Genomic DNA, 24,437 nt, shown 5'->3' with positions numbered 1-24,437 from the left:
AGGAAGGCTAAAACGGCTATTTAAAGCCGACGAAAAACACCCCTGACGGCTCATAAAAAATCTCTCTTACAAATAAGCTGCTCACGGTGTGCTGTGCAATACCGTAGCGCCCGCGTCCACGGAGGGTATCGTGGCGTTTTTAGACTAAAACAGGTGTAAACCTATTTCAGGACTAGACACACTGCGTTTACGGGCGGGAAGCGATCTCGTCCAAATGGTTGAGCAGGTCAAGTGGATCTTCATAAACCCTCAAAGCTCCCGCTCGTTCAAGCTCACCGATGTCATAACCGCCAGATAACAAACCGATTCCCGTGGCTTTGCACCTTCGAGCCGCAAGCATGTCCCAGATTGCGTCGCCAATAACGAGACATTCTTCGATTGGGACATCCATCTTATGCGCCGCAGCCAAGAACAGATCCGGATCGGGCTTACCGTATTTCACATCATCACGAGAAATAACGTTGATATCATCAAAATCTAAATTCAAGGCCTTCAGATTGATTTTTACGGTGTCTACACCTCCGCTCGATGCGATACACCATTTGAACTTGTCTTGGCTGAGTGATTCAAGAAGCTCCACCGCGCCGGGTAACGCGATGATCTGACCTTTAAGCCTATCGTACGCTTTTGCATGTTTCTCACTTAACCGCTGAGCTTGCTCGGCGCTGATACTCAGTCCGGTTTCGCGTGATAACGACTTCAACATAAGCCCACCGCTCATACCGATCTTCCTGTGAATGCGCCACATCGCCAAGGGTATTTGTTCGGAGTCGAGCGCCTCTTTCCATGCGCTCACATTTTGATAAACGCTATCGGTAAGAGTACCGTCCAGGTCGAATATGAAAGATGTCCGCGATGGCATAGACGTACCCATTCGTAATGATATTGCCCGTATATTTACTGATTTCCAGATTTTCGGAAAATTCCTAAAGAATCAGCTCTGCACGGACAAGTGGTCTATCGCTGACGCACCAGCCTTGAATAAAAAGGTTCCAGAAAGGATGGTCAATCAAGTTCTTCAGCACGCGCCAGGCAAGTAGACAACATAACCGAACTCGATCAACGACTCGCTGCCTGGCACTGCAGTTAGCAACACCACAATGCGACTATTTACCCGGAACAAGTGAAAACGCACCGAACACAATCATCGCTCCCATGATCAGGAAACTGAGTGCGAATGCCCACTTCATCGTGTACTTCTGGTGGTCACTGAACTCCACCCCGGCCAAACCACAGAGCAGATAGGTAGAAGCCACGAGAGGACTCAGCAAATGGACGGGCGAACCAATCAACGATGCACGACCGATTTCCGCATGGCTGATGCCATAAGCTTCCGCAGCCTTGGCCAATACCGGGAGAACACCGTAGTAAAAAGCATCGTTGGACATGAAAAACGTGCCGGGGATACTGGCCAACGCAGTGATTGGCGCCATGTAAGGGCCCCAAGTCTGCGGAAGTAACGCCAGGAAGCTCGCAGACATCGCATTGACCATGCCCGTGCCTGACAGGATGCCGGCAAGAATACCCGCCGCCAGGAAGATCGCGATTTGGTTTAGTGCGGTCGGCGCGTGAGCGGCAATCCGGCGACGTTGATCCGCCATATGTGGATAGTTGATTACCAGGCCAATGGAGAACGCAACCATAAACATGATAGCCAGTGGTAACAATTCCATTACCAAGCCCACCATCAGCACAATGGTAAGCAACGCATTTAACCAGAACAGCTTAGGACGGCGCAGATCTGCATCTTCCTGTGACATGGACGGTAGGCCTGTGACATCGTCATCGTAGGAGACCACCTCAGCGTCATCTGGCAGCGTGAGTTTGCCCAAGCGGCTACGTTCACGAAGACCAATGTAGTAAGCCAGTGCCATTACACCAAGGAAGCCGACCACCAAGGACGGGATGATTGGCTGGAACAGGTCTGACGTTTCGACTTGCAGCGAAGCGGCGGCGCGAGCAAGCGGTCCGCCCCACGGAAGCAGATTGGTCACGCTGGCGGCCAATATCACCACACATGTAAGCGCAAGGGGATTGAGCCGCAACCGCTTGAACAGCGGCAGCATTGCCGTGACGGTAATCATGTAAGTGGTTGAGCCATCACCGTCGAGCGAAACCATACCTGCCAACAGGGTGGAAAAAATCACCGCCTTGACCGGATCCCCTTTGATGATTTTCAGAAAAGTGCGAATGACGGGATCAAACAGTCCGGTGTCGAACATCATCCCGAAATAGAGAATGGCGAACATCACCATGATTGCAGTGGGTGCAACCTTCTTCAGGCCATCGACCATCATGTTGCCCATCTCTGGGCCGAAGCCACCAATCAGGGCGAAGACAATCGGTGTAATTGTGAGCGCGACCAAGGGCGAAAGCCGCTTGGTCATGATCAAGGCCATAAAGGTCACGATCATGCCGTAACCAAGCAAAGACAGCATTTGTATCTCCTCGACTAGAAGTACAATTGTTTTTGTGTTTTAGCGCCAAAGCGCATTCGAGAATTACATCGGCTACAGCGGGGTCCAGTAGTTAAGTACCGAGACAACGACTGTCAGCTCATGTGCAAGCCGCCGTTGATTGAAAAGTCAGCGCCATTCGCGTAGCCGGATTCTTCGGAGGCTAGCCAGGAACACATTGCCGCGATCTCTTCAGGCGTACCCAGGCGCCGTGAAGGAATCTCGTTAATGATGCGATCCATGACGTTCACAGTGGTGACCGACTTGAGTTTCGCGGTTGCCACGTAACCTGGGGACACGGTGTTGACAGTAACCCCACGAGACCCGACTTCTTTAGCCAACGCACGAGTGAAACCTCGAATCGCCGATTTAGCAGTAGAGTAGTTCACCTGCCCTACTTGCCCAAGCTGTGCATTGACCGACGAAATATTGATAACTCGCCCCCAGCCGCGGGAGACCATGCCGTCAATGACTTGCTTGGTCACGTTGAATAGCGAGTTGAGGTTGGTATCGATGACGGTCTTCCAGTCGCCCGGCTGCATGTCACGGAACATTACGTTGCATGCGGTGCCTGCATTGTTCACGAGCACATCAACGGGGCCTACGTCGTTGGTAATCTTTTCGAAAGCGAGCTTCGACGATTCCCAGTCAGCGACGTTGCCTTCAGAGGCAACGAAGTCAAAACCTAACTTCTTTTGGTCGGCGAGCCAGGCAGTTTTGCGCGCTGAATTCGGGCCACAGCCAACCACGACAGTGAAGCCATCTTTGGCAAGACGCTGACATACAGCGGTACCTAGACCACCCATACCCGCTGTGACATAAGCGATGCGCTTAGGCATAAGAACACTCCTGTTTTGTTTTTGTTGGGAGTACGACGAATGAGCCGTTGGACTACTGACCGTACTAAACGCTACCCAAAATTGTTTTGCAAGGCGACGCAGTACAATTCTCCAAAAGGCAACGTTTATTACAGACGGAATGGTGTGCTCGACGAATATTCAGGTCATTCATCTCCCAAACGGCTTAAATATCACCTTAAAACATGGCACAGTTGACGCACAGCGTAACGCTCATCCGATTTGCACTTATACACCCTTAAAAGCTGTTCTCCCTAGGAGAACGCAGCCTGGTTTCGGCCCACACCTTTCGTTTAGCCAGCCGAGCCCTTCGTTAGTAGCAATCAGCTGAAGGACATGACCTGACCCTCAAAAATGGAAGGAGCGACCTTAGGCGTCCAAGCGGGCGCGAAGCTTCAGCACTGCGCTGTCTGGCGTAGTAAGAATGCTCAACGTCGTTGCTTTCCTGGTCCTCATCGCAGCGCTCACCATGGAGAACTGTGCGAAGCACACCAAATCCTGATCTTCGATTTCTTTTACAAGGTCAGTAATCAATTGGTCGTGCAAATCGCTTTGACCTGAACGCAAGGCTTCAAATGCTTTTGGACAGGTAAAGGCCGTTAATGCGATTGGATGGCCTGCCAATTGTGCTGCTTGGCTGAACTCGTCGGTGATCGAATCGATAGCAGGAGGAAATGTGGCCACGACGGCGATCCGAGAGGCTTGGGAGAGCGCTTCATCAATCATGGCTTCATTAGGCTTGAGCACCGGAATCAAGAGCTCGTTTTTGCACAAATCAATAGCCTCGCCAAATGCCGAGCACGTAAACAGAATTCCATCTGCCCCCGCTCGTACGGCGTACTGAGCAAGAGCGAGGAATCGCTGTTTTAACGCCTCGGTGAGGCTTCCAGCCGCCGCCAGGTCTTTGGATAAAGAGTCTTCCAGCAAGTTGGCCAACTCCGCCTCAGGCCAAAGCCTGGCGAAGGCTCGGTTGATCGGTTCAATGGCGACGGGGGTGGCATGGATGAGGAAAATACGTTTGGTTGTCATGGCGATCCTGTCTGTTCGTTCGTATTCTGGCAACTGAAGCGTTAGCGCATGCCGTAGGTGATGAATCGTTGGTATAGTATTTTGGTGCTACGGAATGCAATTACGATTGCTCCCGATAACGTAATCTCCAGGCGCTATGACCCGAATGAAGCCGATGATAAAAAAGGATCTCGCAGAGCAATTGGCCCCCAAGATCATCGATATGGCGCGGGCGCGGTCCATGCGTGCAGGTGACCCGTTGCGCGAAGAAGCGTTTGCCAAAGAACTCGGAGTTTCGCGGTCCCCCGTCCGCCGTGGTTTTGCTTTGCTTGAGGAACTGGGTCTTGCCACTAAAGAGCCAAATCGGGGCTATTTCCTTACTCGTGATGCACGCACCATTGATACCGGAAATCTGCCTTTGGAGGTCGACCCCTTCGAGGACTTTTACCTGCGGGTCGTCGACGATGTGCTTCGAGGTGACGTGCCAACGACCTTCTTCGAGGCAGAACTGATTCGCCGTTACGAAGTCCCTCGGGGACAACTCATCAAAGTGCTCAACCGCCTGGCCAACGAAGCCATGATTGAGCGCAAGCCTGGACAAGGTTGGGTAATCAATAACTTCCTTCACGACTCCAAGGCCCACATCCAGAGCTATCGGTTCCGCATGGCGATTGAGCCGGCAGCCATTCTTGAACCGGGGTACGTCGTGGATAAGGCTGCGTTCGCAAAAGCGCGCCGGACGCAACAAGAAATGCTCGACGGCGATATCTTCAAGCTTTCCCGTTCCCAGCTTTTCCAAATCGGTGCGCAGCTTCATGAGCTGATTGTCCGATGCTCGGGAAATGCATTTTTCCTTGAGGCGATCAGGCGTCAAAACCAGCTGCGACGTTTCATGGCGTACAAAGCCAATGTCGACAGGCCTCGACTGATCACTCAATGCAAAGAGCATATTCACTTGCTCGATCTCATCGAAACGGGGCACCGCGAGGAGGCGGCAAACTTTCTGCGCAACCACCTGGATATTGTTGGCCGCCTGAAAACGGACAAAGAGGCCAAGGATGAACTGGCGCAGCAGAAGATCCTTGATGCCTTGGTAGCCACATAGACACACAGGTCTGTCGTTTTAAAGGACATAAACACTCCGAGCGTCAGTAAAAAAGCATTCATGAAAACAAATGTTGCACAGACTGGATATTGATGCAATAAAATGCAATATGTCAGGACAGCAACAGGCGGCTTGAGACCGGAAAGCGACTGAGTCGCCAGACGGTAATGGCGAGGCAAGCGTCTTGACGATATTGTATTTCGTGTAGACGAGGTACATAAATTCCCTGGCAACCCTACGGCCTGCCTCAGCTTCGAATAAAAAAGTTAGGAGAGTGTGATGCGTATTCTTGTTCTACCCTGCGACGGTATCGGCCCTGAAATCGTTGAATCCTCGATGTCGGTTCTTCACGCAGTAAATAAAAGGTATAGCCTGGGCTTGACGTTTGACTACGACGACGTCGGCTTCAAAAGTCTCGAAAAGCACGGGACTACCCTGCGCGACGAAATCCTTGAAAAGGCCAAGACATACGACGGCATCATCTTGGGCACCCAATCCCATGCCGATTATCCGGTGCCGGAAAAAGGCGGCCGTAACGTATCTGCCGGTTTCCGTATCGGTCTTGATCTGTACGCAAACGTTCGTCCTGCACGCACTCGTCCTTTCCTGACTTCGAACATGAAGGAAGGCAAGACCATGGATCTAGTGATCATGCGTGAAGCCACCGAAGGCTTCTATCCAGACCGCAACATGAGCCGTGGCTGGGGGGAGGTAATGCCTACCCCGGACATGGCACTGTCGACTCGTAAAATCACCCGCCATTGCAGCGAACGCATTGCACGTCGGGCATTCGAGCTGGCAATGAAGCGCAACAAGAAAGTTACCGCTATCCACAAAGCCAACAGCTTCCACATGACCGATGGCCTGTTCCTGGAAGCGGTGCGTCACGTCGCTCAAGACTTCCCTGAAGTACAGCTCGACGACCTGCTGGTTGATGCCTCTACCGCGCACTTGGTGCGAACCCCAGAGCGCTTCGACGTATTGGTCGCGACCAACTTCTACGGCGACATTATCAGCGACTTGGCGAGCGAGTTATCTGGCAGTCTCGGCCTTGCAGGCTCGATGATGGCCAGTGATGTTCACTGTTGCGCCCAGGCTCAGCACGGTTCGGCCCCAGATATCGCGGGCAAGGACATTGCCAACCCAGTGTCGATGATTCTGTCTGTGGCCATGCTGCTGCAGTGGATGGGTGAGCAACGTAACAACGGAGATCTGTTGGCTGCCGCCGCAGAGATGGATCGTGCGATTGACGTCGTCTTGGAAAGCCCAGAAAAGCGCACCCCTGATTTGGGTGGAAAGCTGGGCACCAAGGCGTTTGGAGAAGAAGTGGCCAAGGTTATCCTGGCGTGACTGACAGAGGGGCAAGCCGTCCTGTGTTGCCCCGCTTCGCTATCCAGGCGCTTCCATACCAACAAGAATTCAACGTTCAATCATCGTGGGCACTGAGCGCAATGATTGAAGTGGGGAGGATTTGCAGTGACTCAATTGTTACTGGGCTGCATTGCCGACGATTTTACCGGAGGCACCGACCTTGCCAGCACGCTGGTTCGTGGCGGCATGCGCACTCTGCAGGTTATTGGTGTTCCTAAAGGCACCATCCCGAACGATATAGATGCAGTGGTTGTTGCACTAAAGACACGCACCTTGCCGGCTGAAGACGCGGTAAGGGAATCGCTTGAGGCGTTGGAGTGGCTTAAACAAATCGGATGTCGCCAGTATTTCTTCAAATACTGTTCGACGTTTGACTCTACCCCTGAAGGTAATATCGGCCCGGTGGCCGACGCCATGATGGGGTCCCTCGGAATCGACTTCGCCATTGCCTGTCCGGCGGTTCCCGAGAACAAACGTACCGTCTATTTAGGTCATCTATTTGTGGATGACACGTTGCTCAGCGAATCTGGAATGAGAAATCACCCGCTGACTCCAATGACAGATTCAAATCTGGTACGTGTCCTTCAACAGCAAACCAGGAGAAAGGTTGGTTTGGTGCCCCATAGCGCCGTATCCAAGGGCAACCGTTTTCTCGAAAAAACCATGGCCACAATCAAGGATTCCGGCTGCTCCTATGCAATTGTCGATGCCGTTTCCGACGATGACTTACGGGCGATCTCCGTCGTTATCCAAGACCATATGCTGATCACGGGTGGCTCGGGGATAGCGCTTGGGTTGCCCGAAAACTTCGCCCGAAAAGGACTGCTGGTTCGTAGCGAAGCGGCTTCTGAACTTCCATCGGTTGGTGGGCTAAGTGCAGTGCTTTCCGGTAGTTGCTCTGTTGCGACCAATGCGCAAGTAGAGCACTGGCAGTTCGGCCGACCAAGCTTTCAGCTTGACCCTATTGCGCTGTCAAAAGGCGAGGATCAGGTTACCCAGGCGCTGGAGTGGGCGAGCTCCCTCATTCAGACAGAGCCCGTCCTTATTTACGGAAGTGCTAAACCAGAAGTCGTTAAAGCGGCGCAACAACTACTCGGTGTCGAGGCTGCCGGGCAGATTGTAGAAGATGCGCTGTCTCGTATCGCTTCAGGCTTGGTAGCGCTCGGTGTCAGGAAACTTGTGGTTGCCGGTGGCGAAACTTCAGGGGCGGTAGTCAAGGCGTTAAACATTGAAGCCTTGCGCATCGGTGCGCCGATTGATCCTGGCGTACCCTGGACTGTTGGCCTGCGAGATGTGCCCATCGCCCTCGCGTTGAAGTCTGGCAATTTCGGAACAGTGGACTTCTTTGAGAAAGCATTGGGGGTCGTGCAATGAATGAAAACAAACTTCGCGAACAAATTGTGCTGCTCGGTAAGTCCATGTATGACCGTGGACTTACTCACGGAGGCACAGGGAACATTAGCGCGAGGGTAGACGACGGTTGGCTTCTGACGCCAACTGGATCCTCATTGGGCAGGCTTGATCCTGCTCGGTTGTCGAAGCTTGATTGGAACGGGCGTCACCTCAGTGGTGACAAACCTTCCAAAGAGGCCCTGCTGCATTTAGCAATGTACGAAGAACGCCCTACCAGCGGTGCCGTCGTGCATCTGCACTCGACTCACTCTGTTGCCGTATCTGTGCTGGACGGGCTTGATCCCGAAGACTTGCTACCTGCGATTACCGCCTACTACGCAATGCGCATTGGTAAACTTCCGCTCGTTCCGTATTACGCTCCAGGTGACCCGGCGTTGGCTGACGCAGTGCGCGTATTCTCCGGAAAGCACCACGCCATGCTGTTGGCACACCACGGCCCGGTGGTAGCGGGTTCTGATCTGAGCGCCGCCGTGGATGCCACCGAAGAACTCGAAGCGACAGCGCAGCTTTTTCTGCTGATTTTTCAACATAAATTCAAGACGCTGACACCTGAGCAGATTGCTGATTTGCAACGACGGTATCCATAGCGCTAAGCGAGATAACACATGCGCCACGACCTGCTGAGCCTTGAAATTTTCATGGCAGTTGCTGAGCAGAGAAACCTGACCAAGGCAGCTCAACGCTGTCACTTGGCGACCTCTGCCGTTAGCAAACGGATCAGTGAACTGGAAATAAAAGTCGGGGCAAGTCTGTTCGTCAGATACCCACGAGGTATGGAACTCACCCCTGCTGGTCAGTCCCTACGACACTACACCGTGCAACTGATGGAAACGCTGCAGCGCATGGATTCCGAGCTTGGCGAATACGGATCAGGCACTAAAGGCCATATCCGTCTGCACGCCATTACTTCAGCACTCGCGCAACATCTCACCATCGACATCGGCCGATTCCTGAGTAGTTACCCCGAAATCAAATTCGACATCGAAGAGCGTGTCGGTGCAGCCATTGTCAGGGCGGTGGCGGACGGACGCGCTGACGTGGGGATTATTGCCGAGCAAACACCGGTAATGGGGCTTGAATCAATTGCCTATCGAACTGACGAACTGGTCGTTGCTGTCTGCGAGACGCACCCCCTGGCCGCCTACTCAGGCGTCAGGTTCGAGCAGGCGCTGACCTATGAATTTATTGGCCCGCATCAGGAAAGCTCCGTACACAACCTGCTCTCAGAGCATGCCAGCAAGCTTGGCACATCTGTACGGCAGCGAATCCGTGTCACCAGTTTCGAATGCATGTGCCAGATGGCGGCCGCCAATCTCGGCATCTGTATCCTGCCGCGGGACGTACTTAAGCGATATATCAGGCCCTTGCACTTGCACGCTGTAGCGCTGGAAGAAACCTGGGCCCACCGGCAATTGAATATCGTCGCTCGAAATTTTGAAGCGCTGGCCCCAACGGCGAAGGCGTTCGTCGGGCACCTAACGGCCTAACGTTCGTGTGCGAAGAACGACACCTTCTTTAAGGATCAATTTTCGTCCGCGGGTTGGTTGATTAGCATCAGCCTATCAAACGGTGCCAAACACCCGCCTCGATCCACGAACGCAGTGCAGGTCATATGATTTCAGCCATCGACCCTCGGTTTCTCAACCACCTGAACGTGGGTGAGCGTCAATACGCCTTTATTGATCTCAAACGAGTCGTACCAGCAGAGAATCTCGCAACCCTCCCCTACTCCCTGCGAATTTTGTTGGAAAACGTAGCCCGCTGTTCTCCAGACGCGCTGCCAGACTTTCTGGAATGTCTGGACACCCAGCGAGCCGACTGCGAAGTGCCATTCTTCCCCAATCGATTGATGTTTCACGACACCACCTGCTTGCCGGCGCTCGCTGACTTTGCAGGCATGCGGGACATGGTGCATGAGATGGGAGGCAAATCCGCCACGATGAACCCGATGATCCCTGCCGTACTGACCATCGACCACTCCGTCATCGTAGAAAGTTATGCCCAACCGGACTCAGCCGAGCGCAATCTGGATATCGACTACCGACGGAATTCGGAGCGTTATCGATTCATTAAATGGGCGCAGGAAAGCCTGGATAACTTCAAGGTAGTACCGCCTGGCACGGGCATCATTCACCAAGTCAACATGGAATCTCTGGGCACGGTCGTTTGGGAAAGCCGTACCACTGATGGCGAGCCGTTGTTGCACCCGGACAACATGGTCGCGACCGACAGCCACACACCCATGATCAACGCCATTGGCATTCTGGGCTGGGGCGTCGGTGGTCTTGAAGGGCAGGCAGCCATGCTGGGCGAGCCCGTACCTATCAGGTTCCCCGAAGTCATTGGTATCCGCCTGACCAATCGCCTGCGCCCTGGGGTGACTGCAACGGACTTAGCGTTGCGAATGACGCAAATTCTGCGTGCCCGGGGCGTCGTGGGTAAATTCGTTGAGTTCTGCGGCCCTGGCTTGTCAGGACTGAGTTGGGCGGCTCGCGGCACGCTTTCTAATATGGCACCGGAGTACGGCGCTACGGTGGTGTTTTTCCCGTTCGACGACACCACCATGCAGTACATGCGTCTTACAGGTCGTGACGATGACACGCTGGCGAAAATAGACGCCTACCTTGGCGTGCAATCGCTTTGGCGCCATGACGACGATCCTGAACCCGAGTTCACAGAAGTGATCGATCTTGACCTGGATGCCATTGAGTTAAGCGTTGCGGGCCCTCACCAGCCACACCAGTGGCACAAGCTTGCCGATGCAGCTCAGTCTTTTCGCCACGACATCATGGGCGAGAGCGCCGAGATCATAGCCACCTCCGCCGACAGGACCGCGACCTTTTTTGAGCCTTCGTTTGGCGAACCGATCACCCATGGCGCGATCTCGCTAGCTGCCATTACCAGTTGCACAAACACCGCAAACCCAAGCCAGATGATTCAAGCGGGACTGCTTGCGCGCAACGCCAGAGCCCGCGGCTTGCAGCGTAAACCTTGGGTGAAAACTTCACTTTCGCCTGGCTCGCAGGTTGTCGCGGACTACCTTGAGAAGGCCGACCTGATGGTTGATTTCTCCGCCCTGGGCTTCGATCTGGCCGGCTTTGGCTGCATGACCTGTATCGGTAACTCCGGGAAACTGGAGTCGCATATGGAAGCGTTTTCAGACGACGGACTGAAGACAGTGGTCGTGCTGTCTGGAAACCGTAACTTCGAAGGCCGGGTCAATCCAAAAGTGCAGATAGGTTATCTGGCATCCCCTGCTCTGGTGGTGGCGTATGCCATCGCTGGAACTATTGATACGGATATTCAGCATGATCCATTGGGACGGGATGCGGACGGTAACGATGTATTCCTGCGTGAGCTGATGCCGCACGAAGACGAAGTAAATGCATTGGTCGAGCGCACTGTATTGCCGGAGCTGTTTCGCAAGCGCAATGCAACGCTGTGGGATGGCACCCATCACTGGCAACAACTGCCGGCGATTGGCAGCGTTCAATTCCCATGGAATCCCGCGTCCACCTATCTGCGCCGACCGGTCTACTTGCAAGGGCTCAGCCCCCTGCCCGCTGATTCACTGACCATCAAGGGTGCTAGACCATTGATGGTATTGGGCGATAACGTCACGACTGACCATATCTCCCCTGCCAGTGCAATTCCAAGCGACAGCCAGGCCGGCCAGTGGCTGCTTGATCGTGGCGAAGCGGTGGACGATCTGAATCAATATTCGACTCGACGTAGCAACCATGAAGTGATGATGCGCGGGGCCTTCGTCAACCGGGCGGTGAAAAACCTCCTGTTGTCGGAGCAGCCAGCTGCAGGCGGCTGGGCAAAAAGCGTTTCGGGCGATGTGAGGCGGGTGTATGACGCGGCGCGTACTTATGTAAAGAGCAACGTCCCTCTGCTCATATTCGCCGGCTTCAACTACGGCGCAGGGTCGAGCAGAGACTGGGCAGCTAAAGCCCAGGCAACGCTAGGCGTAAAGGCGGTGATCGCTCGCAGCTTCGAACGGATACACCGTAGTAACCTGATCGGCATGGGTGTGTTCCCCATCGAGTTCCATACCAGCGAAAGCGCTACAAACCTGAGACTCGACGGATCGGAATACTTTGATCTTCAGGGGCTCGACATTTTAACGGTTGGGGTCAACCCTATTCGCTTGCTGATTACTCGAAATGCCGAGCAACGTATCTTCGAGTTGGTTTTGAAAATCGACTCCAGGCAGGAAATTCTTTACCTGCGTCACGGCGGAATACTTCCTTACGTTGTGAGAAAAGTTGTCGCCAATACAAGAACGCATGATGCCGGCCTAATCACCTGACTCGTTGAATGAGAGAACTCGCCATGTATGCATACGTAGGGTCTCGCACCACGCGAGAAAGGAACGCTCGTGGTGAGGGGATTTGTGTCTATAAGGTTGATAACGCGACAGGTAAATTGACTCACATACAACGCGTAGAAGGCCTGATTAATCCGTCCTTTCTCGCATTGAACAAGAATCAGGACAAACTGTACTGTGTCCACGGTGATCGCGAAGAGGCCAGTGCATTTGCGGTCAACCAAGACGGGACATTGTCACTGTTGAATACCGTTACCACCGGTGGACTCAACCCGGTGCACCTTGCTATCGACTCCGGTAACCGCTTTTTGGTCATCAGCAACCATTCAAGCGGTTCACTCGCCGTTGTTGAAATCCTTGGGGACGGAAAACTTGGGGCAATTGTGCAAAGCACAGCAATGGAGGGGCCAATCGGCCCGCATCGCGTGGAGCAAAATGGGTCGAAACCTCATTTCAATCCGTTTGATCCGAGCGGCCGTTTTGTCATAGTCCCGGACAAGGGGCTAGACAGGATTTTCAGCTTTGAATTTAATGGGATGACCGGCGGGTTCAAGCCAGCTGATATTCCCCACGTTGTAGCGCGAGAAGGCGCCGGCCCTCGGCACGTTGCGTTTCACCCTTCGCTGCCCCGTGTTTACGCAATTAACGAACTCGACTCGACCGTGGCCACCTACGATTTCAACCAGAACACCGGGGCGCTTACCGCCCTACAGGTACTTTCTGCCTTGCCTGAAAGCTTCGTGGGAACTAGCCGAGCGGCTGAGATCGAAGTGGATAAAACCGGACGGTTTCTTTACGCGTCCAATCGCGGCTACGACAGCATCGCCCTGTTCTGCATTGACCAGAAGAGTGGGCTGCTCAAGTTCGTGGAGGCTTTCCCCAGTGGTGGGAAGACGCCTCGCTTCTTCGCGCTCAGCCCGTCAGGCGAATTCCTGTATGCGGCCAATGAAGACACCGACACCATAATCACTTTCTCAGTTGATCTGGAGACGGGCCGCCTGACCCAGACAGAACAAACCGTTAAGACCGGCAGTCCTGTGTGTATGGTATTTGCTGACCGAGCGTGTCACGCATGATCGGTAGATGCTTGATCCTCAACGCGCAACCGCAAGATCGGCGACTTGTGGGCAAACGATCCACTGAGATGACGCTTCATCAAATGCGCCGCTTCAAGGTTATTCCCCTGCTCTACCAGCTCGATCATCTGGATATGCTCGGCACACTGCTTGTAGAGCCGCTTGCGGTCGATCATCGAGCGGTATTCGATCAGGCGTCGCATGTTGTTCATCTGTTTAAGGATCATCAGGTAGAGCGGGTTACCAGAAAGCTTGATGAAGTCCTCATGAAATCGAATGCCGTTCCTGAGTAGCACATCCGCGGGAAGCGTATCGATCCCTCCATCGAGCATGTCCTGCTGCTCTTTCTTGAGACGGCGCAACGTCTCCATGTCGTGCTGGTAGGTCGATTCGAGTAACGCCGCAGGTTCGATGAGCGATCGTATCTTGTAGATCTGTTCCAGGGTTTCAGGCGTCTTGGCAACGTCCAGGAAGCGCCAGCCATAACCCGGCTTTGGCTCTACCCAACCGACCTTTGCTGCACGGTTGAGGATATCAATGACCTGAACCTTGGTCAGGTTATACCGATTGCGCAGGAACTGCTCGGTGACCTCCTGCGGGATCTGGTTATTCAGCCAGTCTTCGGAAAGCCGGTAATATTCCTCCGGCTCTTCAAGTGATCTCACTTCGTCATTGGGTGCTTCAGCTTCGTGGGCCTGTTCCAGAACAAAGAAGCCTCGGTTGGCAAACTGCTCCAGGTATCCGTCGTTCGCAAGCATCAGCAACGCGTCACGGGCCGGCGACCGTGACACCTTGAATTCGTCCGCCACTTTTTGAGCGCTCATGTGAGCCCCCACTCCAAGCTCTCGCACCTGAATTTTCTGACGGATTTCTGCGACGATTCTTTGGACCAACGCGCTTGAAGCCATTCTCGACCCACTGACTTGTTAAAACCTGAACTAGGAGCCTGGTGGTGGCTCGGCCATTGCCATCGGAGTATACGGCCCGCGACTGATTTCTGAAGCGTTTTCAAATCTGGAAGTGCCTGACCATTGTGTTGAGTTCCGAGGCCAGGTTAGCAAGCGACTGGGACGCTGCGGTTGTTTGATGCGAGCCCTCTGAAGACTGGATCGACAGTTCTCGTATGTTGAGCAGGTTCTGGTCCACCGACCGAGCAACGTGAGCTTGCTCTTCAGCAGCAGACGTGATGACCAGATTTCGGTCATTGATCTCATCATTGGCCGCGACGAGTTCCGCCAGCGCGGTCTTCGCCTGCTCTGCAAGCTCCAGGGTCTTTTGCGTCATGTCACTGCTGTTCTGCATGGTACTCACTGCATCGGCAGTGCCCGTCTGAATACCGCCGATCATCGCCTCGATTTCCCGGGTGGACTGCGCGGTGCGATGTGCCAATGCTCGAACTTCATCCGCCACCACAGCAAAACCCCGACCAGCTTCACCTGCTCGTGCAGCTTCGATTGCAGCATTGAGTGCCAGCAGGTTGGTTTGCTCTGCGATGGTACGGATTACATCAAGCACCTTGCCAATACCTTGGGCTTGATCGGCCAACCCGCCAACCTGCTTCGAACCGACTTCTACATCGCGCGTCAGCGCCTGGATAGCAGTAACTGCCTCGGTCATCCGCTGCTGTCCCCGCATTGCAATCGTACGGGACTCCCTGGAAAGGTCAGATGTTGAAGAGGCGTTCCTGGCCACCTCTTCAATCGCAGTCGTCATCTCTGTGACTGCGGTTGCAGCTTGCTCGATCTCCCCATGCTGCTGTTGCAGATCCCGACTACCTTCTGCAGTGACAGCGTTGAGTTGTTCAGCAGCGGACGCTAGTTGAGTGGAGGATCCGGTGATCTGCCTGAGAGTTGTAAGCAGGCTGCTCTGCATGACAGCTAGAGCAGTAAGCAGCCGACTTGCTTCGTCGTTTCCTTGGGGATTGATCGGCTTCGTCAGGTTTCCCTTTGCGATAGTTTCTGCCACCCGGACGGCCTCGATGATGGGCAAGGTAATGCTTCGGGTGAGCAGCCATGCCACAAGCGTCGTCCCCACACCCACCAGCAGAATCGCCAGGCTGATGCCCTTCACCGCCTTTGCATAGGCGGCCTCAGAATGATTACCGGCAATCTCAGCCCCTGAATTTGCCCGATCGATCAGATCATCGAAGTTTTTGGTCATTTGATCGTAGGATTCGCGGATGGTCATAAGGTACGCGCGAGCGCCAGCCTTATCTCCTTGGCGCGAAAGCCTAAGCAACTCCAAATGGTTTTTAGCGTATGCCTCAAGGCTCCGATTAAACGCGTCCAATCGGCTTTTATCGTCATCTGTATTCAGCAAGCCCGCATAGATCGACATCTGCTCATGAACGTTTTTCAAACGCCCTGCTGTCTTTTCTTCGTAGGATTGCATCTCGTCATCAGTCGTCGAGAGAATATGCTGCATTGACCCCATGCGGTACCGGTTGAGCGACGCGTTCGATGTCCCAAGCGTTCGTACTCTCTGCATCCAGTTGTCTTGGATATCCGCGGCTTGCGCCTGAACATCCCGAATCTGCTTTAGTGCAAATAATCCTAGAAAAACACTGAGTAAAGCGACGGCCGCGAACCCAATGAAAGCTCGCGGTGCAATCCGGATTTTCCTCATCAGCATAAGTAGCGTCTCGCATTCGATCATGGGGGAGTGCGTTGGGCAATTTCGCATAGCAGCTGATCTGCCGCAGGGCAAAAACGCATCAAACAGACGAAGCACTATTGCATTTTGGAGTGCCAATGTGCGAATCTTTTTTGGAATTCAGGATGGTTTTTATTCAGCCCAGGCCGGAATTAGCTAACTGAGCCAGCCGGATATTATCGAGTCATAAGCACTAATAATCGAAAAGACAACGCACCTGAAACGTCAGGCGAATCGTCGCCGGTTTTCCATAATATGGTTATTTGCGCGTAAATATGCTGAAACTCCAATCGTTGCGGGTTGCCCTTTTCCCTTCCAGCCCGGTGGGCTTTCATACCTGTTTTTCTAACGCATCAGCAAAGAGACGTACGCATTATGGAATGGCTTACAAATCCTGAAATATGGATCGCTTTCTTCACCCTGACCGTCCTGGAAATCGTCTTGGGCATCGACAACATCATCATGATCTCGATTCTGGTGAGCCGTATGCCTAAGGCAATGCAGCCCAAGACCAGATTCTTCGGTCTAGCACTGGCAATGGTGACGAGAATCTTGTTGCTGCTGTCGATTACTTGGGTCATGCGGCTTACTGTCGATCTGTTTAACGTACTGGGAAAGGGCGTTTCCGGACGTGATCTAATCTTGTTTTTCGGCGGACTTTTCCTGATATGGAAGAGCAGCACTGAAATTTATCAAAGTGAAGAAGGTGCAGAAGACAATCCTGAGGCTCACGGCAAAAAAGGCAGCGGATTTCTTGGCACCATTGTTCAGATCGCGATTATTGATATTGTGTTCTCGCTAGATTCAGTGATCACCGCCGTCGGTATGGTTTCGCAAGTCCCAGTCATGATTGCGGCGATCATTGTTGCTGTCCTTCTCATGATGCTGGCCGCCGGCACTATTGGCGACTTCATCGACAAACACCCAAGCTTAAAGATGCTGGCCTTGGCCTTTCTGATTGTCGTGGGTGTCGTGTTAATCGGTGAGTCCCTCGATTTCCATATTCCGAAGGGGTACGTCTACTTCGCAATGGCGTTCTCTTTGGCGGTCGAAGCACTCAACATTCGGTTGCGCACTGCTAGTCAAAGGAAGAAGTCTGAAGGTTAATCAGTGCCGGCAAGCCCTTTCCCGAGGGGCTTGCCGATCACCTTAAGAAAGGGCTAATCGCTTCTTCAAAAACGTTGCCGTCCGGCCATTGGCCATCGCCGCGTCTATCGCATCGTAGTGATCGCCCTTCGGCCGGGCAAACGCATGGTTGCGACCCGGATAGGTATGAATCTCGATGTCGGGATTGGCGCCAGGCACTCTATTGATGATTTGTTGCGCTGACTTGACAATGAACTCGTCTTCACCCGCCAAATGCGCGCGTCGAAGACCTGAATCTCCTGGCGTGTGGCGCTTTGGCTAATCTGCTGCTGACAGCGTGTGCCGTCCAGGCCACTGTGCCCGCCCAGGTCAAGACACAAGTTCCAGGCTACTTCAGACTTAACGTCGGCAACTTTGAAGTGACCGCCGTCTTCGACGGTTATAACGATTTATCTCCCGATTTGATAGGCCTCTCACTGTCGCCCTATTTGTCCCGGTCTGCTGGATACCATATTTTTCGCTCGTGCGTTGCGCACCGCAATCGCAGTAGTCGCCGTGCTCCTGTTTTATCGGGCGACTGGTTGATATTCGGCAAGCGAAATATAGTCAGTACTGGCAAGAGCTCGGCTGCCAAGGTGGAACAGGCCAAGGAGCTGCAACCCGGATCCTCAATGCCATAAGCCGTTTAACCATCTTGCGTTTTCATAATTGAAGGTCCATCCCCGGCTTAATCTAGACCGGGGTGTGGGTCGACCATTGGAGAGAAACTCAGCGTTTCAATCTCGGTCCTTTGGGTACTAACGCAATCTAGACGAGAAGCGGTTTAGCCAGTTCCCGGACATAACTGCCTACGACCCTGGCGGCTTTGGACAGTGGATGTTGATGGGTGAACGCCAATGCGATCGTTCGTTTGATATCCGGTCTGCAAATTTGCACCGCGTCCAGCAGCCCACGCTCGACATCCTCTTGTACGGCCAGAAGCGGCAGGATGGTGAACGCTTCACCCCCCGCCGCGACATCTTTCATGGCGTTCAACGTATCCACCTCGATGACTACGTTTAATGTGACCTGGTGCTTGCGCGCCAACTGATCGAGCGTGGTTCTCAATCCGTTGGGACGCGACGGCAGAATCAGCGGGAAATCCGATAAGGCGGCGAAGTGTACCTGCGGTTGATGGGCCGACAGGCTCCCGGCCTTTCCAACCAGATAAGTGTCAACGATGCCCAACGTTTCTTCATCCCGGGCGTTGGAAACGCCATAGCGGTTAACAATGATCAAATCGAGCTCACCTGATGCCAGTTTTTCATCCAGGTCGCCACTGAAACCCTCAACGACGTGAAGGCGCACAGCCGGGGCATGAATTCGTAACTGGGCGAACAACGAGGGTAATAGCCTGCGGGACATGGAGGGAAGAACGCCAATATGTACGGTGCCTGCTGGTATGCCTGCGGACTCTCTAACCAGGGTCTCCAACCGTTCTGCTTGATCCAGCAGCAGACGGATCTGCGGCAGAACAAGCCGCCCAAAGTCAGACAGCACTAGTCCCCGCCCCGTGCGCACAAACAATTGATCGCCCCACTCGACTTCTAGCTGAGCCAGTTGGCGGCTGACCAGTGATTGAGCGGTACCTAACGCAACGGCGGTCCTGGAGATAGAGCCCAACTCGTCCATCAGCAGCACGCTTTGTAGCTGTTTGAGATTCATGGGGTGCGCTCTTACGTCTTTTCGTGACCAGAACATAAACCACTCATTGCCATGCAGCCATCTCTTTTCGGTCTATCTGATATCGCTCATATGACACTTCCAGATGCCATCCCCGATCCATAGACTCGGAATCAGCCCTGAAGTCACCCTCAGAATCGAGAGCCCTATGGCCCATAACAATAAAACTGGCTCGGCAGCGGCATCGCTGCTGGACCCTTCCAGCGTCGCTATCATTGGCGCGTCGGACGATCCCAATAAAGTGGGCGGACGACCCGTTCATTACCTGCTCAAGTTCGGTTATACCGGCCGCATTTTACCCATCAATCCCAAGCGCGAATCAGTACAAGGGATTCAGTGCTATCCCAACCTGGCCGCACTTGATCTCGTTCCAGACACAGCAATCATCGCGGTTTCTGGCTTGGCCGCAGTCCAAGCAATCAAGGACTGCGCTCGATTAGGCGTAGCCACCGCAGTGGTGATGGCGTCCGGCTTTGCCGAAACCGGTGAGATGGGTCGCCAGTTACAAAATGATATTGTCCACTTTGCGCGCTTGCATGGGATGCGATTGATCGGACCCAACGCACAAGGCTTTGCCAATTTTTCCAACGGTGCCGTGTTGAATTTCAGCACCATGTTCATGGAAGTGATGCCAGCAGACGGGCCGATCGCGATCGTAAGCCAAAGCGGTGCGGCGAGCGTCATGCCTTACGCGATGCTGCGTGAACAGGGCTATGGCGTTCGTTATGTGGCCGCCACCGGCAACGATGCTGATTTGGGTGTCTCCGAACTGACCCGGCTACTGGTTGACGACCCGCAGATTCGCCTGATTCTGGTATACGTCGAAACCGTCTCCAATCCGCGATTACTGGCAGAAGCCGCCTATGCAGGTCGTCAAAACGGCTGCCACATTGTGTTGCTTAAAGGAGGCGTCAGCGATAAGGGCGCCGCCGCCGCCGCGTCTCATACGGGCGCCATGGTCGGTCAGGACGGCGCCTTGAACGCCTTTCTCGATAAGCACGGCATCTGGCGCGCCCATGATATTCATGAGTTGGTCAACGCCGCGCCGCTGTACCTGAATGGCTTTGAGCCGGGCGCAGGCCGTACCGTAGTCATGAGCCACAGCGGTGCCGTCGGCGTGCTGTGTGCGGACGCCGCAGACCGTGTCGGACTGGCACTGACTGAGCTGGCTGTTGCTACTTGCGAACGCCTCAAAGGGCTCATTCCCGACTTCGCCAACGCCGCTAACCCATTGGATCTGACGGCCGCTCTGCTGGGCAATGGAGAGATGTTTCCGCGGGTTCTGGAGGCCCTCGGCGACGACCCTGACGCTGACATGTTTCTCATAGGCATACCGGTGGCGGGCCCAGGCTACGATGTGCCGGGACTTGCCCAGACCACTGCGCAATTTATGCAGCGCACTGGCAAACCCGTCGTCATGACGGCGCCACAGGCAGATGTTCGAGGGATTTTTCACCAGGCAGGCGTACCGAGCTTTCGCAACGAAAGTGATGCAGTGTCAGCGCTTCGTCAGTATGCCCGGCACTGTCAGTGGAACGGCTCATCCGTTCCCACCCCTTTTGCTTCGCAGCCGGCTGCATACGCCGGCCTGCTCGACGAGGCCGACAGCTTGGCCCTGCTGGCAAATGCCGGCGTGCCGGTGGTCCAACACCAGGTGTGCCACGACCCCGAGAACGCGGCGCGTATCACCGCTGACTTTGGCGGGCGCGTCGTGATCAAAGGTTGCGCTGCGCAGGTGCCGCATAAAAGTGAGCACGGCTTGGTGCACCTCAACCTTGCTGATCCAAAGGCCGCTTTAGACGCAGCACGTAAATGCCTGGGAGCGCTGGACAAGCTGGGTGTGCCCCATGGACGGCTAATCGTTGCCCGCTCAGTCAAGGGGCTGCATGAATTCATGCTCGGTGTCGTCGTCGATCCGCTGTTCGGTCCACTGGTGGTGATCGGCGAAGGCGGCACCCTGGTGGAGATTCGCAACGACTCCGTGTCGTTGCTCGCCCCGTTCAATGAGGCCCAGGCCCTGGAGGCAATCGGTCGACTGCGTATCGCACCGGTACTCAAGGGCGCTCGCGGTCAACCTGCACTGGACGCGCCTGCGCTGGCCAGAGCGGCGGTGGCACTGGGCAACTTTGCCCTGCAACACCAGGCCAACCTGCTGAGCGTCGATATTAATCCGGTCATGGTTATGGCCGAAGGCGTAGTGGCTGTTGACGCAGTTATCGAATACCGGGAGGCACCATGAGCATCACCAGGGTCGATAACCAACGCAGCGTGTTGGTTGAAATCGAAGATCAGGTTGCGCTAGTGACGCTTAATCGCCCCGCCAATTTGAACGCGGTCAATCAGAGCCTGCGTTGCGCATTAATCGCAACGCTGGAGCAGCTTAATCAAGACCCGACTGTTGGCGCGATTGTGCTGACCGGCGCCGGAGACCGAGCGTTTTGCGCCGGTCAGGACCTGGAAGAAGCCAGCGCTATTGAATGGCAACAGATCGCGCCTTGGCTCACCGCGCAACGCGCCATGTATCAGGCAGTACGCGACCTGGACAAGCCCTGCGTGGTCGCGATTAACGGCGTGGCCGCCGGTGCGGGTATGCAGTTGGCGCTGTGCGCTGATTGGCGGATGGCCTCGCCCAACGCGCGGATCGGTCAACCCGAGGTAAAAGCCGGCCTCGCCAGCATTGTCGGCTCATATCTACTGTCGCTGCATGTGGGCCTGACCCACAACACGCAGATGTCTTTGTCAGGCGAACTGATTAATGGGCAGCGTGCTTATGAAATCGGACTGATCACAGAGCTGCAGACCGCTGACCTGCTAGATGCGGCGCTTGCTCGCGCCCGATCGATGGCGCAGCACCCGGCAACCGCCGTTCGTTTGTCCAAACAACGCTTTCGGGCGATGACTCAACCGGGCTTCGACGAAGCCTGTACTGCTGGCATTCGGGCACAGCTCGAATGTTACGCCAGCGGTGAACCGCAGACCTTGATGAGTGCGTTTATAGACGCCCGTTCACGCAAAGGAACCAAGCCATGACTGCCTATCAACACCACCTGATCAATGGGTCGTGGATCGCGGCGCAATCTGCCGAAACCACACCCCTCTATAACTCTGCAACAGAAGCCGAGCTTGCGCAGGTAGCCCATGGCACCTGCGGGGAAATCGACCTCGCCGTCCGGGCTGCGAAAAAAGCGTTTGCATCATGGTCGAGGTTACCGGTCAGCACACGCGCTGACTATGTGCGCGCTATCGCCGATCAACTCGAAGAGCAGGTTGAACAGCTTGCACAAGGGATCGCCGCCGAGGTCGGCATGCCACTCAAGCTGTCCCACAGAATTCAAGTGCAGGCGCCCATTCTTGCATGGCGTGGGACAGCCGATCTGGCCGTCGAGACGCTGGCAGACACCTTTGTCGGTCACTCCACGATCACCCATGTTCCGGTCGGAGTGGTCGGCGCAATTACGCCGTGGAATTATCCCCTGCACCAGATGACCGGCAAGGTTGCCGCAGCGTTGGTTGCCGGCTGCACCGTGGTACTCAAACCGTCGGAATTGGCGCCATGCACCGCGCGTGCATTGGGTGAAGCGGCGCTCGCAGCCGGCCTGCCTGATGGCGTGTTGAACATCGTTCTGGGCGATGCGGCCACCGGCCAGGCGCTCGTCGATCATCCGGATGTCGCCTTATTGTCGTTCACCGGCTCTACCGCAGTTGGTCGCCGCATCGCCGCCTCTGCCGGCCAGGCTCTGAAGCGTGTTTCCCTGGAGCTGGGCGGCAAGTCCGCGTGCATCGCGACACCAGATGCGTCTCCCGAAAGCGTAGTCCGCCAGGTCGTTGGCTCGTGTTTCCTCAACTCGGGACAATCGTGCAATTCACTGACCCGCTTGCTCGTTCCAGCTGAGCTGTACGACATCTATCGCGACTTGCTCGCTGACGCCGTAACGCGGCTGACGTTGGGGGATCCTTTGGACCCAGCCACCCGCATGGGGCCACTGGTTTCTGCGGCCCATCGGGATCGTGTACGGGCGTTCATCGCCGACAGCGAATCCCAAGGGTTCGACCTGATTGCCGGCGGCAGCCAAGCGGCAATACCTGCAAATGGCTACTTCATCGCGCCTACGATTTTCGGTCGTGTGCCAGCAGGTTCGGCACTGGCGCAGCAGGAAGTATTTGGCCCGGTGCTAAGCGTCATCACTTATGAAAACGAACAGCAGGCAGTGGACATTGCCAACGGCACCGCCTATGGATTGGCCGCTGCGGTATGGGCAGGCGAAATCGACCAGGGGTTAACGCTCGCACGCCAATTGCGCGCCGGCCAGGTCGACGTTAATGGCGCGCCCTATAACGCGGCAGCGCCCTTCGGCGGCTTCGGCGACTCTGGCTTGGGGCGTGAAGGCGGAACATTTGGTATCGAGGAGTTCGTGGAAATACGTGCCATTCAGATGCCCGTTGCGAGGGATAAATCATGACCTTCACCCAGATAGAACTCAGCCGCTTCGGCGAGCAAGAGCGCGTTGCGGTCGTCACGCTGATGCGACCCGACAAAATGAACGCATTGACCAAAGTCATGGAAGCCGAGCTGCGGGAAGTGTTTGCTCAGCTGGATCGCGATGACAGCGTTCGGGTCATCGTGATGACCGGCAACGGCCGAGCATTTTGTGCTGGCATGGACATCGATGAACTTGAAGTATTGCCGCCCGACGACATCAGCGAGATGGCGTGGATGCGGCCGTATGACATGAATCGCCGAGCTGACTATCAAAGCCGCTATTCGTATTTTCCTGCAGTACGCAAACCCATCATCAGTGCCATCAACGGTGCTGTCGCGGGTCTGGGATTGGTACTCGCGTTATACAGCGACATGCGATTTGCCAGCGATAAGGCCATATTTTCCACGGCCTTCGCCAAGCGCGGGTTGATCGCTGAACACGGTATCGCCTACTTACTGCCGCGCATTGTCGGGCCTGGGCACGCCGCCGACTTGTTGTTCTCGTCACGCAAGGTCACGGCTCAGGAAGCCTTGAGCATGGGCTTGGTCGAGCGGCTGTTTTCGCCGGATACCTTGCTGGATCAAACGCTGATTTACGCCGAAGACCTGGCGCTGAATGTCTCGCCTCGGTCTGTGCGGGTGATCAAACAGCAGTTGGGTGAATCGCCTTTCCAGACCCTTGCCGAGTCCATTGCGCTAGCCAATCGCGAGATGTTTCTGAGTATCCAGAGCGACGACTTCACGGAAGGTGTAGCGCATTTCATAGAACGGCGACCGGCGCGCTTCAGCGGAAGCTGATTTTTAAGGAAACATTCAAAACTGCCACAATCGCCAACGACCCCTTCGCTGGCGATCACAGGGCACTGATATCACGAGTA

Annotated in this window: 20 protein-coding genes and 1 pseudogene; 13 read left to right on the top strand and 8 right to left on the bottom strand. The window is 54.8% G+C overall.

Annotated features, from left to right (window positions below; all coding sequences use genetic code 11):
• Positions 1-187 precede the first annotated feature (187 nt).
• From JWR17_RS18290 to JWR17_RS18275, 4 genes are all read right to left on the bottom strand, one after another.
• Complete coding sequence (locus JWR17_RS18290) at positions 188-862, bottom strand: HAD family hydrolase (RefSeq protein ID WP_299833388.1); 675 nt, start codon at positions 860-862, stop codon at positions 188-190.
• Positions 863-1,106: 244 nt separating this feature from the next.
• Positions 1,107-2,438 (bottom strand): CitMHS family transporter, encoded by a 1,332-nt coding sequence (locus tag JWR17_RS18285; RefSeq protein WP_299833386.1) that lies wholly within the window; start codon positions 2,436-2,438, stop codon positions 1,107-1,109.
• Between the two features lie 113 nt (positions 2,439-2,551).
• Positions 2,552-3,295 (bottom strand): acetoacetyl-CoA reductase, encoded by a 744-nt coding sequence (gene phbB, locus JWR17_RS18280; protein WP_299833384.1) that lies wholly within the window; start codon positions 3,293-3,295, stop codon positions 2,552-2,554.
• Between the two features lie 387 nt (positions 3,296-3,682).
• The gene (locus JWR17_RS18275) at positions 3,683-4,342 is read right to left on the bottom strand and encodes an aspartate/glutamate racemase family protein (RefSeq protein WP_299833382.1); all 660 of its coding nucleotides are present in this window, start codon (positions 4,340-4,342) and stop codon (positions 3,683-3,685) included.
• 154 nt (positions 4,343-4,496) lie between these two features.
• Here JWR17_RS18275 and JWR17_RS18270 point away from each other — a divergent pair, with 154 nt between their 5' ends.
• The 7 genes from JWR17_RS18270 to JWR17_RS18240 all read left to right on the top strand — a co-directional run bounded on the left by JWR17_RS18270 (position 4,497) and on the right by JWR17_RS18240 (position 13,619).
• The gene (locus JWR17_RS18270) at positions 4,497-5,426 is read left to right on the top strand and encodes a GntR family transcriptional regulator (RefSeq protein ID WP_299833404.1); all 930 of its coding nucleotides are present in this window, start codon (positions 4,497-4,499) and stop codon (positions 5,424-5,426) included.
• A 279-nt stretch (positions 5,427-5,705) separates the two neighbouring features.
• Entirely contained in the window at positions 5,706-6,776 is a 1,071-nt protein-coding gene (locus tag JWR17_RS18265; protein WP_299833380.1) for an isocitrate/isopropylmalate dehydrogenase family protein, read from the top strand.
• A gap of 126 nt (positions 6,777-6,902) precedes the next feature.
• Positions 6,903-8,171 carry a 3-oxo-tetronate kinase gene (gene otnK / locus JWR17_RS18260; protein ID WP_299833379.1) on the top strand — a complete coding sequence of 423 codons (1,269 nt, stop codon included), beginning with the start codon at positions 6,903-6,905 and terminating at the stop codon, positions 8,169-8,171.
• Complete coding sequence (gene otnC, locus JWR17_RS18255; protein ID WP_299833377.1) at positions 8,168-8,797, top strand: 3-oxo-tetronate 4-phosphate decarboxylase; 630 nt, start codon at positions 8,168-8,170, stop codon at positions 8,795-8,797. The genes otnK and otnC overlap by 4 nt, the downstream gene beginning before the upstream one ends.
• Before the next feature lie 18 nt (positions 8,798-8,815).
• Positions 8,816-9,697 carry a LysR substrate-binding domain-containing protein gene (locus JWR17_RS18250; protein ID WP_299833374.1) on the top strand — a complete coding sequence of 294 codons (882 nt, stop codon included), beginning with the start codon at positions 8,816-8,818 and terminating at the stop codon, positions 9,695-9,697.
• Positions 9,698-9,822: 125 nt separating this feature from the next.
• Positions 9,823-12,525, top strand: coding sequence for an aconitate hydratase AcnA (gene acnA, locus JWR17_RS18245; protein ID WP_299833371.1), 2,703 nt, complete (start codon positions 9,823-9,825; stop codon positions 12,523-12,525).
• A 23-nt stretch (positions 12,526-12,548) separates the two neighbouring features.
• Positions 12,549-13,619: a lactonase family protein gene (locus tag JWR17_RS18240; RefSeq protein ID WP_299833402.1), complete on the top strand. Its 1,071-nt coding sequence runs from the start codon at positions 12,549-12,551 to the stop codon at positions 13,617-13,619.
• Here JWR17_RS18240 and JWR17_RS18235 read toward each other — a convergent pair.
• The gene (locus JWR17_RS18235) at positions 13,610-14,527 is read right to left on the bottom strand and encodes a GntR family transcriptional regulator (RefSeq protein ID WP_299833369.1); all 918 of its coding nucleotides are present in this window, start codon (positions 14,525-14,527) and stop codon (positions 13,610-13,612) included. The two genes, JWR17_RS18240 and JWR17_RS18235, sit on opposite strands and share 10 nt — an antisense overlap.
• A gap of 100 nt (positions 14,528-14,627) precedes the next feature.
• A complete protein-coding gene (locus JWR17_RS18230) occupies positions 14,628-16,250 on the bottom strand; it encodes a methyl-accepting chemotaxis protein (protein ID WP_299833400.1) in 1,623 nt (540 codons plus the stop codon).
• Between the two features lie 396 nt (positions 16,251-16,646).
• Here JWR17_RS18230 and JWR17_RS18225 point away from each other — a divergent pair, with 396 nt between their 5' ends.
• Entirely contained in the window at positions 16,647-17,378 is a 732-nt protein-coding gene (locus tag JWR17_RS18225) for a TerC family protein (protein ID WP_299833368.1), read from the top strand.
• 42 nt (positions 17,379-17,420) lie between these two features.
• Here the strand turns inward: JWR17_RS18225 and JWR17_RS18220 are convergent, their stop codons facing one another.
• Positions 17,421-17,630, bottom strand: a complete 210-nt coding sequence (locus JWR17_RS18220) for a dienelactone hydrolase family protein (protein WP_299833366.1) — start codon at positions 17,628-17,630, stop codon at positions 17,421-17,423.
• A 50-nt stretch (positions 17,631-17,680) separates the two neighbouring features.
• On the opposite strand from JWR17_RS18220, the pseudogene JWR17_RS18215 reads away from it, so the two are divergent.
• A pseudogene (locus JWR17_RS18215) lies at positions 17,681-17,839 on the top strand (MBL fold metallo-hydrolase); the annotation flags it as partial.
• A 325-nt stretch (positions 17,840-18,164) separates the two neighbouring features.
• Here the strand turns inward: JWR17_RS18215 and JWR17_RS18210 are convergent.
• The gene (locus tag JWR17_RS18210; protein WP_299833364.1) at positions 18,165-19,061 is read right to left on the bottom strand and encodes a LysR family transcriptional regulator; all 897 of its coding nucleotides are present in this window, start codon (positions 19,059-19,061) and stop codon (positions 18,165-18,167) included.
• Positions 19,062-19,227: 166 nt separating this feature from the next.
• On the opposite strand from JWR17_RS18210, the gene JWR17_RS18205 reads away from it, so the two are divergent.
• Genes JWR17_RS18205 through JWR17_RS18190 form a run of 4 tightly spaced genes read left to right on the top strand, consistent with a single transcriptional unit; the run spans position 19,228 to position 24,357 of the window.
• Positions 19,228-21,318 (top strand): acetate--CoA ligase family protein, encoded by a 2,091-nt coding sequence (locus JWR17_RS18205; protein ID WP_299833363.1) that lies wholly within the window; start codon positions 19,228-19,230, stop codon positions 21,316-21,318.
• Positions 21,315-22,109 carry an enoyl-CoA hydratase/isomerase family protein gene (locus tag JWR17_RS18200; protein ID WP_299833361.1) on the top strand — a complete coding sequence of 265 codons (795 nt, stop codon included), beginning with the start codon at positions 21,315-21,317 and terminating at the stop codon, positions 22,107-22,109. The genes JWR17_RS18205 and JWR17_RS18200 overlap by 4 nt, the downstream gene beginning before the upstream one ends.
• Complete coding sequence (locus JWR17_RS18195) at positions 22,106-23,539, top strand: aldehyde dehydrogenase family protein (protein WP_299833359.1); 1,434 nt, start codon at positions 22,106-22,108, stop codon at positions 23,537-23,539. The genes JWR17_RS18200 and JWR17_RS18195 overlap by 4 nt, the downstream gene beginning before the upstream one ends.
• Complete coding sequence (locus JWR17_RS18190; protein ID WP_299833358.1) at positions 23,536-24,357, top strand: enoyl-CoA hydratase; 822 nt, start codon at positions 23,536-23,538, stop codon at positions 24,355-24,357. The genes JWR17_RS18195 and JWR17_RS18190 overlap by 4 nt, the downstream gene beginning before the upstream one ends.
• Positions 24,358-24,437 lie beyond the last annotated feature (80 nt).

The organism is Pseudomonas sp. (assembly GCF_028293835.1).
In the GTDB taxonomy this organism is placed as follows: Bacteria; Pseudomonadota; Gammaproteobacteria; order Pseudomonadales; family Pseudomonadaceae; genus Aquipseudomonas.
The sequence above is the reverse complement of the archived record's forward strand: the minus strand, read 5'-3'. Positions and strand labels throughout refer to the sequence as shown.